Below are 15,765 nucleotides of genomic sequence, written 5' to 3' on the forward strand. Positions count from 1 at the left end.
GCGCCGCGAGATGAATCGGAAATTGGAAATCGGGCGGAACGAACGGCGGGTGCGCCGTCCGGATCAGGTGGCGAGCAGCAGCAGGACGAGCCCGAGCGCCATCACGATGAGCCCGCCGATCCGGATATGATGCGGCGGCCGCTCCGCTATTCTACGAAACGTGTCGCGCCAGGCGACGGGAAACACGAAGGGGAATGCCCCCTCGATGATCAGCATCAGTGCTACCGCGAGCAACAACGAGCCAGCCAGATCCATGCGAGCGACGGCGCCGCTCGACGCGGCGCCCCAAGGTCAGTGTTTGCGGGGAGCGGGTGCCGCCGGTGCGGCACCGCCCGTCGGACTGCGCATGAAACGGAAAAACTCGCTGTCGGGATCGACGACGATGATGTCGTTGCGCTTGAAGGTATTCCGGTAAGCCTGCAGGCTCGCGTAGAACTGGTAAAACTGCGGATCGCGGCCGAATGCATCGGCGGCGATCGATGCAGCCTTCGCGTCGCCCTCGCCCTTGATCGTCTGCGCGGACTTGTACGCATTCGCGAGCACCGCCTGCTGTTCGCGTTCCGCGTCGGCCTTGATCTGTTCGACATCGGCGGCGCCTTCCGCGCGCACCTGTGCGGCCTGGTCGCGCAGCGCGGCGATCATCCGCTGATAGACGGCATCCGTCTGCGCGGCCGGCAAGTCCACGCGCGTCAACTGCACGTCGACCACGTCGATACCGACGCCTGACGCCGTCGCGCGCACCGCTTCGCGCACCGCATTGGCGACGTCGCGCTGGCCGCCGAGCGCGTCGTCGAGCGCGCGCTTGCCGAATGCGTCGCCGAGCGCGCTCTTCATCTCGCCGGCCAGACGCTCGGTGGCAGCCGCCGGGTCGCCGCCCGTCGCCGTGAAATACTTCATCGGATCGCTGATCCGGTACTTGACCACATACGCGACGAGCAGGTCGTGCTTGTCTTCGGTCGCCAGCTGCAGCGGATCCGACGACTCGAGCGATTGCAGGCGCGTGTCGATCAGCGTCGCCGTCTGCAGCGGCGGCGGCAATTTGAAATGGATGCCGGGGCCCGCGAGTTCGGGTTGCGCGCCATCGCGGCCCGACAGCACGGCAGTGTGGCGCGGGTCGACGGTCAGGACGGTCGACGACGCCGCGAAGGCGGCGATCACGATTGCGACGACGAGCGCAATGATTCGGTTCATGTTCTGCGCTCTCCGTTACTTCGTATCGTCTTCACGCGAGCGGCTGCGGAACGCTTCGCGCGACCGCAGCACATCGCTGCCCGGCGCGGGCGCCGCCGCGGCCGAAGCCGAAGGCGCGCTCGCGGGTGCGTTCGATGCCGCGGCGGCCGGAGCCGACGCCGCATCGGGCGCCGATGCACCGGCGGGCAGCGCGGCATTCGCGGCGTTTTGCCGCCCCTGCTCGACGAGCTTGTCGAGCGGCAGATACACGACGCTGTTACCGCCCTTGTTGCCGACGAACACCTTCGTCGCTTTCGAATAGATGTCCTGCATCGTCTCGAGGTACATCCGCTCCCGGATCACCGCGGGCGCCTTCGAGTACTGCGCATAGACCTGCTTGAACCGGTCGGCATCGCCTTCCGCTTCCGTGACCACGCGATCGGCATACGCCTTCGCCTCGTCGGCGAGTTTCGCCGCATCGCCCTGCGCTTTCGGCAGCAGGTCGTTCGCATAGGCCTGCGCGGCACGCTTCGCGGCCTCGCGATCCTCGCGCGCCTTCGCGACTTCGGCGTATGCGGCCTGCGTCTGCTCGGGCGCCGCGACGCTCTGCATCGTGACGGCCGTGATCTCCAGCCCCGACTGGTAGCGATCGAGATCGCGCTGGATCGCGGCGGACAATTGCTCGCGCAGGGCGTCGCGATCCTGGTTGAGCATGTCGGCGGCGCTGCGCGTGCCGACGATCGCGCGTACCGCGGCCTGCGCGGCCTGCGACACGCTGCGCTCCGGATCGACGCTGCGGAACAGGTAGTCGGTTGCGGAACGAATCCGGTACTGGACGATGAAACGGACGTCGACGATGTCGGCGTCGCGCGTCAACATCGCCGCTTCCTTCACGTTTGCGAGGCGCACGACATTGTTGCGGCCGATCTCGATCGAACGGACCTGCGAAGTGTCGACGATCTCGTGCGACGCAAACGGATACGGCGCGCGCCAGTGGACGCCCTGCCCAACCGTGCCGGACAGCTTGCCGAACTGCAGCACGACGCCAGTCTGGCCGTCCTGCACGACGAACAGCCCGCTGCCCGCGTAGACCGCGACCAGCACGCCGATCACGATGCCGACGCCAACGCGCGCGGCCCGGCCGTTGTCGGGCCGGAAGCCGTTGCCGCCCTTGCCGCCGAACAGGCCGCTCAGACGCCGGTTGAAGTTGCGCCACATCTCGTCGAGATCGGGCGGACCGTCACCGTCGCCACCGGGCGGACGCTTCGATTCGTTCGCACGCGGACGGGATCCGTCGTTGCCCTTGCCGTCGCCGCGCCCCCAGCGGGGATCGTTGATCGACAGCAAGGCGCGCATCCGCCGCCAGGTACTCCGCTCGTTGTATTCGTTCACCAGAGTTTGTTCACCAGATTGGACGCCGGCGAACCGGCCGGGACCGGTTAGCGCCCGTGTTCGGAAATCGTGTGGTCTTCGCGTGGTTCAGCGGGTGCGCCGTCGAGCGCGCCGTTGGGTAACGTCGCGCCGGAAAGGTGTTCCGCGGAGGCGATCTCGGCGATGGCGGCACGCAACGTATCCAGACCTTGACCGGTGCGTGCGCTCAAAAAGACGCGCGAAATATTACCATACTCGTCCCGCTCGACCGCGTCGCCCCGGGCCGCCAGCTCGGGCACCGCATCGATCTTGTTGAACACCAGCACCTGCCGGATCGTGTCCGCACCGATCTCGTGCAGCACGCCGTTGACCTGCTCGATCTGCTCGAGCCGCACCGCGCTCGACGCGTCGACGACGTGCAGCAGCAGATCCGCGTGGATCGTTTCCTCGAGGGTCGCGCGGAACGCGGCAACCAGTTGGTGAGGCAGTTCGCGAATGAACCCGACCGTGTCGGACACGACGATCTGGCCCGCCTCGTCGCCGAGGTACACCCGGCGCGACGTCGTATCGAGCGTGGCGAACAGCTGGTCGGCCGCATAGGCCTGCGCTTTCGTCAGTGCATTGAACAGCGTCGACTTGCCCGCGTTCGTATAGCCGACCAGCGACACCGACATCGTGCCGCTGCGCGCGCGCTGGCGTCGCTGCGTGCTGTGCTGCCGGCGCAACCGGTCGAGCCGCGACTTGAGCATCTTGATGCGCTCGCCGATCAGCCGGCGGTCGGTTTCGAGCTGGGTTTCACCGGGGCCGCGCAGGCCGATACCGCCCTTTTGCCGCTCCAGGTGGGTCCACGCGCGAATCAGGCGGGTCGACAGGTATTGCAGTTGCGCGAGCTCGACCTGCAGCTTGCCTTCGTGGCTGCGGGCACGCTGCGCGAAGATATCGAGGATGAGGCTCGTGCGATCGACCACCCGCCTGTTAAGCGCCTGCTCCAGATTGCGTTGCTGGGCCGGTGCCAGGGCGTGATTGAAGATGACGATTTCGACGTTGTGCGCGTCGCACGCGAGCCGCAATTCTTCGGCTTTGCCGCTGCCGATGAACATCTTGGCATCGGGACTGGCGCGACGACCGGTGAGGGTGACGGCGGGACGGGCCCCCGCACTGGAGGCGAGAAGACTGAGTTCTTCGAGACTGGCTTCGAAATCGGTCTTGCCGAAATCGATGCCGACGAGCGCTGCGTTGATCAAATTATCGGGTGTCAAGATAAGGCGGCTGGCATCGGTCGCTCGCGGCGACCGGACGCCGGCCGCTGCGATGGGTTAGGACGAGGCTTCCGCGTCCGGGTGGAAATTCACCGGGCGCGCCGGCACGACCGTCGAGATGGCGTGCTTGTAAACCATCTGGGTCACCGTATTACGGAGCAACACGACGTACTGGTCGAACGATTCAATGTTCCCTTGCAGCTTGATGCCGTTGACGAGATAGATCGAAACGGGAACGTGCTCTTTGCGCAGTGCGTTCAAAAACGGGTCTTGTAACAATTGCCCTTTGTTGCTCATGGCGTACTCCATCTTTTTTTGCAGGTTGATCTGGATTGGCGACGAAGAAAAAGAGATCCGGCGCCAATCGCTACACTATAGCTGATTTTGCATGCCCCGCCCGGGCATAGGCCATGCGGCCTGGTCGTTGCGAGACCTGCTTCAGCCCTTGTCCGCGTACGGGTTGTTCGACGAACGGAACTCTATGCGCAATGGAGTCCCGGTCAGTGAGAAAGTTTCGCGGAATCGGTTTTCGAGGTAACGCTTGTAGGTTTCCGTCACCGCGTCGAGCGCGTTGCCGTGGATGACGATCAGCGGCGGATTCTGGCCGCCCTGGTGCGCATAGCGCAGCTTTGGACGCACCGGGCCGCGACGACGCGGCTGCTGGAACTCGACTGCCTCGATCAGCGCGCGCGTGAGCTTCGGCGTCGGCAGTTTCGCCATCGCGGCCGCATACGCGTCGTCGACCGAGCGCATCAGCGCGCCGATGCCGGTCTTCTTCGCGGCCGAAATGTAGTGCGATTTCGCGAAATCGAGGAATTTCAGCTTGCGGGTCAAATCCGCTTTCGCACGATCGCGCGCGTGGTCGTCGAGGCCGTCCCATTTGTTGACGCCGATCACGAGCGCACGGCCCTGCTCGACGACGAAGCCGGCGATGTGCGCGTCCTGGTCGGAAATGTCCTGCTGCGCATCCAGCAGAAGAATGACGACGTTCGCGTCGGAGATCGACTGCAGCGTCTTCACGACCGAGAATTTCTCGATCGCCTCGAACACCTTGCCGCGGCGTCGCAGGCCCGCGGTATCGATCAACGTGTACTTCTTGCCGTTGCGCTCGAAGTCGACGTAGATCGAATCGCGCGTCGTGCCCGGCATGTCGAACGCGATCACGCGGTCCTCGCCGATCAGCGCGTTCACGAGCGTCGACTTGCCGACGTTCGGCCGGCCGACGATCGCGATCTTGATGCCGCGCGACGGATCGTCCTCGTCCGCTTCCTCCGGCTGGCCCGCGTATGCGACTTCCAGCGCTTCGTTGATCATGTCGGTCACGCCGTCGCCGTGCGCGGCCGAGATCGCGCGCGGATCGCCGAGCCCGAGCTCGTAGAAGTCCGTCGCGACCGCCGTGTACTTCATCCCCTCGGCCTTGTTCACGACCAGGAAGATCGGACGGCCGGTCTTGCGCAGGTAGTCGGCGATCGACTTGTCCTGCGGCGCGAGGCCGTTACGGCCGTCGACGATGAACACGACGATGTCGGCTTCCTCGACGGCCTGCCGCGTCTGACGTGCCATCTCGTGCAGGATGCCGTCCTTCGCGACAGGCTCGAAGCCGCCGGTATCGACGACCAGGTAAGGCCGTGCGCCGACCCGCCCTTCGCCATAATGGCGATCGCGCGTCAGGCCGGGCAAGTCGGCGACCAGCGCATCGCGCGAGCGCGTGAGCCGGTTGAACAGCGTGGATTTCCCCACATTGGGGCGCCCAACGAGGGCAATGACCGGTTTCATCTGTGTTTTCTACGGTGATGCGCAGCAGCGGGAGGCCCGCTGCTGCGGGCGGCTGCGCTGAATGAAAATATCACGAATTCGCGCCGCGCCGGATGCGCGCGCCGGGCGCGCGTTGCGCGCCGTCGTCTTTCGTTTCGAACTGCCTTTCAAATACCGAGCGGCCGGGGACACCGGCCGCCTTCATGTCGCGCAACCGCGCGCGCGGGACCAGCCCGCCGCGCCGCGATTGCGCTCGTTGCCTGGCGCGTCAGCGCGGACGGAACCCGTACAGGCCGCCGTCCTTCGTCTGCACGACGAGCGTGTTGCCCGCCAGGACCGGCGCCGCGGTAATCGCGCTGCCGTCGGTCTTCATCCGGGCGATGAAGCTGCCGTCTTCGCGCGACAGGAAGTGCACGAAGCCCTGGTAGTCGCCCATCACGACCGCATGGCCGAGCAGGTAAGGCACGCCGACGTCGCGGCTCTTCAGCTTGTCGTTGCGCCAGAGCTGGTTGCCGGTCGCCGCATCATAAGCCGACACGACAGACCAGTCGTCGCCGCCGGCAACGACCGAATCGTCCTGTGCGAGGCCGCTTCGGCTCGAGAATGCCTTTTCCCACAGCGGGCGACCCGAGTTCGCGTCGAAGCAGCTGAGCTGACCCTGGAACGTGACCGCGCACGTTTCGGCACCCACGAGCGTCGGCGGACCGCTGACGTCGTTGATGCGCTCCACTTCGGTCACGCCCTTCGGGAACGACACGGGCGTCTGCCAGAACGGCTCGCCCGTCTGCAGGTTGATCGCGACGAGACCGCCACCGGGGAAGCCCGCCAGCACGGCCGCATCGCCGGCGAACGTCATGCCGGCCGACACGCGCAGGTTCAGCGGCACCGCGCGGTTGCGGTAGTTCCACTTCTGCTCGCCCGTCTGCGCGTTGAACGCGATCACCTGGCCGTCGATCGTGCGCACGATCACGAGACCGTTGCCGACCAGCGGCGGCGAGAAGATCTCGCCCTGCACGCTCGTCTTCCACAACTGCTTGCCGTCCGCGCCCAGCACGAACACACCGCCCTTCAGCGCGCCGACCGCGGTCAGGTTGCCGTCGCTGCCGACACCGGCCGACAGGTCGGAACCGACCTTCGTGCGCCACAGCGTCTGGCCCGTCTTCGCATCGATCTTCTCGACCGAACCGTTCTCGCCCGCCGCGAAGACGGCGTCGCCAACGGCCACCGGCGAGAACAGGTAGCGCCCGCCCTTGCCGACGCTCGCCTTCCAGACCTGTTGCACGTCCATGACGGGCTTGAACTCGGTGAGCGGTGTCGGCACGCGGCGCGCGTCCTTCGACGACGAGCAGGCCGCCAATGCCAGGACAGCCGCCGCGCAGGCTACGGGCACAGCGTAACGTTTCAGCAAATTCATCGGTTAGCGAAGCAGAGTTAAGAGGTTGAGGGGGCCGGGATCAGCCGCCGAGCGCATCGAGCTTGAACTGCACGAGCTGACGCGCGGACTGGTCGTCCTGTGACAGGCCGTCGAGCGCAAGCTTGTACGCGGCGCGCGCATCGTCGGTCTTGCCTTGCGCCGCAAGCAGATCGCCACGGCGATCGGCCACGAGGCCCTTGAATGCATCGACCGGCGTGCCGGACAGCAGTGCGAGGCCCGCATCGTACGCCTTCTCGTCGAGCAGCAGCGATGCGAGACGCAGTTTCGCAATCTGCTTGTATTCGTCGTCCTTGGCGTGATCGACGGCCCATTGCAGCTGCGCCTTCGCACCCGCGGCGTCGCCGGCCGCGTACAGCGTCTTGGCGGCCGTCAGCGCGGTCATCTGCGCATACGGCGTGCTGCCGAACTTGTCCTCCATGTCGGCGGCCGCGCGGGCCATCGTCGCCTTGTCGTTCGCGGCGGCGGCCTTCTGCACCTGCTCGTACAACCCGGAAGCCTCGGCGGCCTGACGGCGCTGCCAGTAATTCCAGCCGTTGAAACCGGCCGCGACGACCAGCGCCGCAAGCACGATCCACGTGGTGAGATTGCCCCAGCGGGCCCACCACGCCTTCAGACTTTCAATCGATTCTTGTTCGTCGTGATAACTCATCGGCGAGCGATTCCTTCCTTTTCAGGCTTTTCTTGTCGAGCGAATGCCAGCGCGATCAGTCGTCGCCGTCTTCGGCGGATGCAACCATCGCATTGATTAGGAATTCGGTCAAGCTTTCGACCGGTACGGTCTGCTGAACGTTCTTTTCCCCGTCCTCGCCCGTGCCGCGCAACGCTTTCACGCCCACCGTGCCGTTCGCGACCTCTTCTTCGCCGAAGATCACCGCGAATGCGGCACCGCTCGCATCGGCCCGCTTCATCTGCGACTTGAAGCTTGCCGGGCCGCCGTCGGCGCTGCAGTGGAAAATCACGTCGAGGCCCGTATCGCGCAGACGCTCGGCCGCGATGAACGCCTGTTCGCGCGCCGTCTCGCCCTGGTGCACCACGTAGACGTCGACACCTTCCTGCTCGGGCGCGAGATCCTCTTCCTTCAGCAACTCGAGGATGCGCTCGATGCCCATCGCCCAGCCGCACGCGGCGGTCGGCTTGCCGCCGAGTTGCTCGATCAGCGGATCGTAGCGACCGCCGGCCGCGACCGTGCCCTGCGCGCCGAGCTTGTCGGTCACCCACTCGAACACGGTCAGATTGTAGTAGTCGAGGCCGCGCACGAGACGCGGGTTGATCTTGAACGGGATGTTGTTCGCGAGCAGCAGGCGCTGCAGCCCTTCGAAATGGGCACGCGACTCGTCGCCGAGGAAGTCGATCAACTTCGGCGCGTTCTGCGCGATTTCCTGCAGCGCGGGGTTCTTCGTGTCGAGCACGCGCAGCGGGTTCGTATACAGGCGACGCTTCGCGTCCTCGTCCAGCACATCGACGAACTGCTCGAGATACTTGATCAGTTCGACGCGGTGAGCGGCACGCTCTTCGGCGAGGCCGAGCGAGTTGATCTCGAGCTTGATGCCGGTCAGGCCGAGGTCGTCCCACAGGCGCTGGCACATCATGATGATTTCGGCATCCGCGTCCGGGCCCGCGAAGCCGAGCGCCTCGACGCCGACCTGGTGGAACTGGCGATAGCGGCCGCGCTGCGGACGCTCGTGACGGAACATCGGGCCGATGTACCACAGGCGCTTCGGGCCGTCGTACAGCATGTTGTGCTCGATCGACGCGCGCACGACGGCCGCGGTGTTTTCCGGGCGCATCGTCAGGTTCTCGCCGTTCAATGCGTCGGTGAAGCTGTACATCTCCTTCTCGACGATGTCCGTGACCTCGCCGATGCCGCGCGTGAAGAGCTGCGTATGCTCGACGATCGGCGTGCGGATGTTCTGATAGCCGTACGCGCGCAGCAGCGATTTCACGGTAGCTTCGAAGAACTCCCAGAGGCCGGCATCCTGCGGGAGGATGTCGTTCATGCCCTTGACGCCGGTGAGCTTCTCGATCTTGCGTTTCTGTTCAGTCATCGTTCGTGTGTGTGGACGAATTTAATTCAGGGCCTCGGTGCGGCCGTAATTGCGTGCGACGTAGTCGCTGACGATCTGCTGGAATTCCTCGGCGATCCGCTCACCGCGCAGCGTCCTGACCTTCTCGCCGTCGATGAAGACGGGCGCGGCCGGGTTTTCGCCCGAACCCGGCAGGCTGATGCCGATGTTCGCGTGCTTCGACTCGCCCGGGCCGTTGACGATGCAGCCCATCACCGCGACGTTCATCTTCTCGACGCCCGGATATTCCTTGCGCCAGACCGGCATCTGCTCGCGCAGATACGTCTGGATCTGCATCGCGAGCTCCTGGAACAGCGTGCTCGTCGTGCGGCCGCAGCCCGGGCACGCGATCACCATCGGCGCGAACGAGCGCAGGCCCATCGTCTGCAGGATTTCCTGGCCGACGACCACTTCGCCCGTGCGCGATGCGCCCGGCTCCGGCGTCAGCGAAATGCGGATCGTGTCGCCGATTCCTTCCTGCAGCAGCACGCCAAGCGCGGCGGTCGACGCGACGATGCCCTTCGAGCCCATGCCGGCCTCGGTCAGGCCGAGGTGCAGCGCGAAACCGCAGCGGCGGGCGAGCTCGCGATACACGGCGATCAGGTCCTGCACGCCGCTGACCTTGCACGACAGCACGATGCGGTCGCGGCCGAGCCCCAGCTCGACCGCGCGCTCGGCCGAGCCGATCGCCGACTGGATCAGCGCTTCGTACATCACGCTCTGCGCGTCCCACGGCTGCGAACGCGCGGCGTTCTCGTCCATCATGCGCGCGAGCAGGTCCTGGTCGAGACTGCCCCAGTTCACGCCGATCCGCACCGGCTTGTCGTACTTCGCCGCCGCTTCGATCATCTGCGCGAACTGCGTGTCGCGCTTCGCGCCCTGGCCGACGTTGCCCGGGTTGATCCGGTACTTCGACAGCGACTCCGCGCAACCCGGGTAGTCGCGCAGCAGCAGGTGCCCGTTGTAGTGGAAATCCCCGACGAGCGGGACGGTCACGCCCATCCGGTCGAGCTGCTCGCGGATCGCCGGCACGGCGGCGGCCGCCTCCGGCGTATTGACCGTGATGCGCACCAGCTCGGAGCCCGCATTCGCGAGTTCCTTGATCTGGATCGCCGTGCCGATCGCGTCGGCCGTGTCGGTATTCGTCATCGACTGCACGCGCACCGGCGCATTGCCGCCGATGGTCACGAGCTGCCCGCCCCAGCGAACATCCACCGCATGCGACACGCGACGCGGCTGATGCCCGCCGAACACCGGCTCGGTTGAACAAATCTGACTGCTGCGTGGGGATTGAGCTTCGGATTGCATCGATAGATCCATTTACGCGGAATGCGCCGCAAGGCGGCGCATGAATTGAAATAGCGCCGTGCCCCAGCGACCCGTCCAGGACGGGCCTGCGTCACGGCGCTTGACGTCAGGGCAACGTGAACCGCGCCACGTTACCCCGCGCTGCCGAATATTTCGCCGGATCGACAGGCTTTCCGTCGAACGCGACCGTATCGAGACCGGCCTTGTTGCCGATCGTGACCTTGAACGGCCCGTCGCCGGCGACCTGCTTCGTTTCGCCGGCCCGCACCAGCGCCGAGAACAGCTCCTTGCCGTTCTTGTCGCGCACGCTGAACCAGCAATCCTGCTTGACCTTCAGTTCGACCATCGACTGGCCCGCCGCCACGACGACGCTCGCGGGCTGCGCCGGCGCGGCCGCGCTGCTCGCCGCGGCCGTCGCGACGACCGGTTGCGACGCAGGTACGGCGGCCGTCGGGGCCGGCGCCGGCGCCGAGGCGACCGGAGCAGCCGAAGCAACGACCTGGGGCGCCGCGGCGGACGCTGCGCCCTGCGCCGGAACTTCATTGCCGGCGGCCGTCGATGCGCCGCCCGCGGCCGCCTCTTCGGCGGAAGACGCCGCCGGCGCGCTCGCCGCCGATGCGTGTTCGGTCTCGCCGCCGCCCTTGAAGCGCGCAAGCCAGCTCGACGAGTCGCCGCCAGTGTGCCACATGAGTACCGCGATCACCGCGACGACGACGATCGCCGTTCCCCACAGCCACGGGTGATGGCGCGACGAGCCGCCGAGCGGAATCGACACGCGGCCGCGCGGCAGATCGGTGCCCGACGACGCGGGCATCGACAGATCGACTTCCGGCACCCCGCGCTCCCGGCGCAATGCCTGCGCAAACGGCTCGGGATCGACACCGAGCATCTTCGCGTAGCTGCGCACGACACCGAGCGCGAACGTCACACCCGGCAAATGGCTGATATCGCCTGCCTCGAGCGCACGCAGCTTCTGCGGCGCGACCTTGAGCCGCGCCGACACGTCGTCGACCGTCCAGCCCTTCGCTTCCCGGAGCTGCGCCAGCCGGCTGCCGACGGCCGCCAGCGATTCAAGCCCTGCCTGCGCCGGCTTCGCGGCATTCGTCTCTGCGCCGTTTGTCGGCTGCGGCTCACTCATCCTTGTCCTCGCGTCGATTCTTCTTCACTGGCGGGCGCCGCCGGCTCCCGCAACCGTCCATATCATGCGCGGCGCAGAGGCGCCGCGACCGATCGCTATTCGCGTGTTGTACCGCCAAAAAGTCCGGGCATCCCCGTCAAACCGCCCGAACCTCGATGATTTTTGCTGCTGCGCCCGTTCGCTCCGCCAGGCGCGTGCGGTCCTTCACGGCGCCGGCCAGCTGGCCGCACGCGGCGTCGATGTCGTCGCCGCGCGTTTTGCGCACGGTCGTGACGACACCCGCGTCGATGAGGACCTGTGCGAAGCGCTTGATCTGCTCCGGCTTCGAGCGGATGAGGCCCGACTCCGGAAACGGATTGAACGGGATCAGGTTGAACTTGCAGGGCACGTCGCGCGTGACGGCCAGCAGTTCGCGCGCATGCGCTTCGGTGTCGTTGACGCCGTCGAGCATGCAGTATTCGAAAGTAATGAAGTCGCGCGGCGCAACTTTCAGATAACGCTGGCACGCAGCCATCAGCTCGCGAAGCGGATGCTTCTTGTTGAGCGGCACCAGCTCGTCGCGCAACGCGTCGTTTGGCGCGTGCAGCGAAACGGCGAGTGCAACCGGCAGTTCGGCGCCGAGGCGGTCCATCATCGGCACCACGCCGGACGTCGACAAGGTGACGCGGCGGCGCGACAGCCCGTAGGCGTTGTCGTCGAGCATCAGCCGCATCGCGGGCACGACCGCGCTGTAATTCAGCAGCGGCTCGCCCATGCCCATCATCACCACGTTGGTGACGACCCGTTCGGCCTTGCCGTTCGGACCGGGTGCGCGACCGAGCGACGCACGCAGCGCAAATTCGGCCATCCGGAGCTGGCCGATGATTTCGGCTGTCGACAGGTTGCGGGAGAAACCCTGCTTGCCCGTCGAGCAGAAGCGGCAGTTGACCGCACACCCGGCCTGCGACGACACGCACAGCGTGCCGCGCGTCTCTTCCGGGATGAAAACGGTTTCGACCGCATTGCCGTTTCCGACGTCGATCAGCCACTTGCGCGTGCCGTCGGTGGAAACGTGATCGCTGACGATATCGGGCATCACGATCGACGCACGGCCCTTGAGCTTTTCTCTCAGGGACTTCGCGAGATCGGTCATGCCGTCGAAATCGGCGGCGTTGTACTGATGGATCCAGCGCTGCAACTGCTTGGCGCGGAACGGCTTCTCGCCGAGGCTGCCGCAGTACGCGACAAGGCCCTCGGCATCGAAGTCGAGAAGATTGACGGAAGTTTCGCTCGTCATGATGTGCTGCCTTGCCGCGTGCGCTGAATCCTGCCTACGTGTTGCCAGCCAGGGCTTAGCGCGAGTAGACGTTCATTTCCGGGAAGAAGAACGCGATTTCGACCGCGGCCGTTTCGGCAGCGTCCGAGCCGTGCACGGCGTTCGCGTCGATGCTGTCGGCGAAGTCGGCGCGGATCGTGCCCTTTTCCGCCTTCTTCGGATCCGTCGCGCCCATCAGGTCGCGGTTCTTCAGGATCGCGCCTTCACCTTCCAGAACCTGGATCATCACCGGGCCCGAGATCATGAAATCGACGAGATCCTTGAAGAACGGACGTGCCGCGTGAACTGCGTAGAACTTCTCTGCGTCCGCACGCGACAGGTGTGCCATGCGCGATGCGACGATCTTCAGGCCGGCGCCTTCGAAACGGCTGTAGATCTGGCCGATCACGTTCTTTGCCACCGCATCCGGCTTGATGATCGACAGGGTGCGCTCGATTGCCATAAAAACTCCAAGAAATTAAGAAGTTACAGGTTCAAATGAATCCGCTATTGTAGCACGATCCCGTGTATCATTGCGATTGAACCCTTACACAAATGAAAGGTTCAGAATCCATATGTTTTTGCGCCGCGCGGCCATTGAAACCTCGCGGCACGGAACGTATCTTAGCCATAGCTGCTCCGGTTTGCTGCGCCGCACACCGCGTGCGCCGAACCGGCCCCGGACGCCCACGCGTTCAATGTTAGGAGAAACCATGAACGACTATCCGTACAATTTCGGCCGCGGCGGCTCCGTCAGCACCGCGGAGGTTCGCAATCGCGTGCTGCGGAACACGTACTGGCTGCTCGCGCTGTCGATGGTGCCGACGGTGCTGGGGGCATGGGTCGGCGTCGCGACGGGCTTCTCGCTGTTCGCGGCCACGAGCCCGATGATGAGCCTGCTCGCGTTCTTCGCGATCGCGTTCGGCTTCATGTTCGCGATCGAGCGAACGAAAAACAGCGCGGCCGGCGTATTCGTGCTGCTCGGCTTCACGTTCTTCATGGGCCTGATGCTGTCGCGCCTGCTGAGCTTCATCCTCGGCTTCTCGAACGGCCCGTCGCTGATCATGCTCGCGTTCGGCGGCACCGGCATCATCTTCGCCGCGATGGCGACGATCGCCACGGTCAGCAAGCGCGACTTCTCGGGGCTCGGCAAGTGGCTGTTCATGGGCGTGATCGTGATCCTGCTTGCGTCGGTCGCGAACATCTTCCTGCAACTGCCGGCGCTGATGCTCACCGTGTCGGTGCTCGCGATCGCGATCTTCTCGGCCTACATGCTGTTCGACGTCCAGCGCGTCGTGAACGGCGGCGAGACGAACTACATCTCGGCCACGCTTGCGATCTACCTCGATCTGTACAACGTGTTCACGAACCTGCTCGCGCTGCTCGGCATCTTCGGCGGCAACCGCAACTGACGGTCGCTGCCTCCCATGAAAAAACCGGCCTCGAAGGCCGGTTTTTTTACGTCCGCCGCCCGTCCGCTCAGTCCCGCTCGAACAGCGCGATCGACTCGACGTGCGACGTATTCGGGAACATGTTCACGACCCCGGCGCCCTTCAGCCGATAGCCGGCCTCGTGCACGAGCAGCCCTGCATCGCGCGCGAGCGTCGACGGATTGCACGACACGTAGACGATACGCTTCGGCAGCGGGCCTTCGCCGCTCTGCGCGATTTCGGCCAGCGCCTTCGACACCGCGAGCGCGCCTTCGCGCGGCGGGTCGATCAGGAACTTGTCGAACGCGCCGAGCGCACGAAGGTCGTCACCCGTGACCTCGAACAGGTTCCGGCACGCGAACGTCGTGTGGCCGTCGACACCGTTCTCGCGCGCATTCGCCAGCGCGCGCGTGGTCAGCGTCTCGCTGCCTTCGATGCCCATCACCTCGCGCGACAGCCGCGCGAGCGGCAGCGTGAAGTTGCCGATCCCGCAGAACAGGTCGAGCACGCGATCGTCGCGCGACGGCGCGAGCAGGCGCAGCGCGCGGCCCACCAGCACGCGGTTGATCTGATGGTTGACCTGCGTGAAGTCGGTCGGCTTGAACGGCATGCGGATACCGAACTCCGGCAGCGTGTAGTCGAGCGGCACGTCGAGCGGATAGAACGGCGTGACCGTGTCCGGGCCCTTCGGCTGAAGCCAGAACTGCACCTTGTGCTCGTCGGCGAACGCGCGCAGCAACGCTTCGTCGTCGGCATTGATCGGCTCCAGCACGCGCAGCACGAGCGCCGTGACTTGCGAGCCGACCGCGAGCTCGATCTGCGGCATCCGGTCACGGATCGACAGCCCTTCCACCAGCCGACGCAGCGGCACGAGCATCGCCGACACGTGCGGCGGCAGCACTTCGCAGCTCGTCATGTCGGCGACATAGCTGCTCTTCCTTTCATGAAACCCGACCAGCACGCCGCCCTTCTTCGCGACGTTGCGCACGGTCAGGCGCGCACGATAGCGGTAGCCCCACGACGGGCCGTGGATCGGCGCGAACATCGTTTCGGCGCGCAGCTTCGACAGGTGCCACAGGTTGTCCTCGAGCACGCGCTGCTTGATCGCCACCTGCGCGCGCATGTCGAGATGCTGCATCGAGCAGCCGCCGCAGGTGCCGAAGAATTCGCACTTCGGCTGCGTGCGCAGCACGCTCGGGCGCAGAATATCGACAACGGTCGCCTGCTCGTAGCTCGGCTTGCGCCGATAGCTCGAATAGGTCACGCGCTCGCCGGGCAGCGCGCCTTCGACGAAGATCACCTTGCCCGGCGAGCCGTCCTCGGTCGCCGTGCGGCCGACACCGCGCGCTTCCATGTCGAGCGATTCGATCTCTAGAACCGGGGCAGGCCCGGGCGCGACGGGCGCATTTTTCGATTTGCGCGCAGAAGTGGGGACGGCTTCGGACACCAGCTTTTCCTGACAAAACGTTGAAGAAGGCGAGATTGTAGACGACGAAAGCCCGCATCGCCCGCTTTCGTCGCGCAAGCATCGATACGGATACG

Annotated in this window: 15 protein-coding genes; 1 reads left to right on the forward strand and 14 read right to left on the reverse strand. The window is 65.6% G+C overall.

Annotated elements, in window-relative coordinates; genetic code table 11:
- Window positions 1-63 precede the first annotated feature (63 nt).
- The 13 genes from WS51_RS19430 to ndk all read right to left on the reverse strand — a co-directional run bounded on the left by WS51_RS19430 (window position 64) and on the right by ndk (window position 13,256).
- Entirely contained in the window at window positions 64-255 is a 192-nt protein-coding gene (locus WS51_RS19430) for a DUF2065 domain-containing protein (RefSeq protein ID WP_009687995.1), read from the reverse strand.
- A 36-nt stretch (window positions 256-291) separates the two neighbouring features.
- Window positions 292-1,191: a protease modulator HflC gene (gene hflC / locus WS51_RS19435; protein ID WP_059449864.1), complete on the reverse strand. Its 900-nt coding sequence runs from the start codon at window positions 1,189-1,191 to the stop codon at window positions 292-294.
- A gap of 15 nt (window positions 1,192-1,206) precedes the next feature.
- The gene (gene hflK, locus WS51_RS19440; RefSeq protein ID WP_069229667.1) at window positions 1,207-2,562 is read right to left on the reverse strand and encodes an FtsH protease activity modulator HflK; all 1,356 of its coding nucleotides are present in this window, start codon (window positions 2,560-2,562) and stop codon (window positions 1,207-1,209) included.
- Between the two features lie 47 nt (window positions 2,563-2,609).
- Window positions 2,610-3,785, reverse strand: a complete 1,176-nt coding sequence (gene hflX, locus WS51_RS19445) for a GTPase HflX (protein ID WP_174906025.1) — start codon at window positions 3,783-3,785, stop codon at window positions 2,610-2,612.
- 72 nt (window positions 3,786-3,857) lie between these two features.
- Window positions 3,858-4,097, reverse strand: a complete 240-nt coding sequence (gene hfq, locus WS51_RS19450; protein WP_006399927.1) for an RNA chaperone Hfq — start codon at window positions 4,095-4,097, stop codon at window positions 3,858-3,860.
- Between the two features lie 141 nt (window positions 4,098-4,238).
- Window positions 4,239-5,576: a ribosome biogenesis GTPase Der gene (gene der, locus WS51_RS19455; protein WP_059449867.1), complete on the reverse strand. Its 1,338-nt coding sequence runs from the start codon at window positions 5,574-5,576 to the stop codon at window positions 4,239-4,241.
- A 247-nt stretch (window positions 5,577-5,823) separates the two neighbouring features.
- Window positions 5,824-6,969, reverse strand: a complete 1,146-nt coding sequence (gene bamB, locus WS51_RS19460; RefSeq protein ID WP_069229668.1) for an outer membrane protein assembly factor BamB — start codon at window positions 6,967-6,969, stop codon at window positions 5,824-5,826.
- Between the two features lie 40 nt (window positions 6,970-7,009).
- Window positions 7,010-7,639, reverse strand: coding sequence for a tetratricopeptide repeat protein (locus WS51_RS19465; protein ID WP_059449869.1), 630 nt, complete (start codon window positions 7,637-7,639; stop codon window positions 7,010-7,012).
- A 55-nt stretch (window positions 7,640-7,694) separates the two neighbouring features.
- Window positions 7,695-9,035, reverse strand: a complete 1,341-nt coding sequence (gene hisS, locus WS51_RS19470) for a histidine--tRNA ligase (RefSeq protein WP_059449870.1) — start codon at window positions 9,033-9,035, stop codon at window positions 7,695-7,697.
- Between the two features lie 21 nt (window positions 9,036-9,056).
- Window positions 9,057-10,361 (reverse strand): flavodoxin-dependent (E)-4-hydroxy-3-methylbut-2-enyl-diphosphate synthase, encoded by a 1,305-nt coding sequence (gene ispG / locus WS51_RS19475; protein WP_059449871.1) that lies wholly within the window; start codon window positions 10,359-10,361, stop codon window positions 9,057-9,059.
- Window positions 10,362-10,467: 106 nt separating this feature from the next.
- Window positions 10,468-11,499: a helix-turn-helix domain-containing protein gene (locus WS51_RS19480; protein ID WP_059790364.1), complete on the reverse strand. Its 1,032-nt coding sequence runs from the start codon at window positions 11,497-11,499 to the stop codon at window positions 10,468-10,470.
- Between the two features lie 136 nt (window positions 11,500-11,635).
- A complete protein-coding gene (gene rlmN, locus WS51_RS19485) occupies window positions 11,636-12,775 on the reverse strand; it encodes a dual-specificity RNA methyltransferase RlmN (protein WP_059449873.1) in 1,140 nt (379 codons plus the stop codon).
- Window positions 12,776-12,830: 55 nt separating this feature from the next.
- On the reverse strand, window positions 12,831-13,256 hold the full coding sequence (gene ndk, locus WS51_RS19490) for a nucleoside-diphosphate kinase (RefSeq protein WP_006478674.1): 426 nt from the start codon (window positions 13,254-13,256) through the stop codon (window positions 12,831-12,833).
- Between the two features lie 250 nt (window positions 13,257-13,506).
- Between ndk and WS51_RS19495 the strand changes: the two genes are divergently transcribed.
- A complete protein-coding gene (locus tag WS51_RS19495) occupies window positions 13,507-14,205 on the forward strand; it encodes a Bax inhibitor-1/YccA family protein (RefSeq protein WP_006761414.1) in 699 nt (232 codons plus the stop codon).
- Between the two features lie 67 nt (window positions 14,206-14,272).
- On the opposite strand, the gene rlmD is transcribed toward WS51_RS19495, so the two are convergent.
- The gene (gene rlmD, locus WS51_RS19500) at window positions 14,273-15,670 is read right to left on the reverse strand and encodes a 23S rRNA (uracil(1939)-C(5))-methyltransferase RlmD (protein WP_081053231.1); all 1,398 of its coding nucleotides are present in this window, start codon (window positions 15,668-15,670) and stop codon (window positions 14,273-14,275) included.
- Between the last annotated feature and the right edge of the window lie 95 nt (window positions 15,671-15,765).

Source organism: Burkholderia territorii (assembly GCF_001718335.1).
GTDB classification, from domain to species: Bacteria; Pseudomonadota; Gammaproteobacteria; order Burkholderiales; family Burkholderiaceae; genus Burkholderia; species Burkholderia territorii.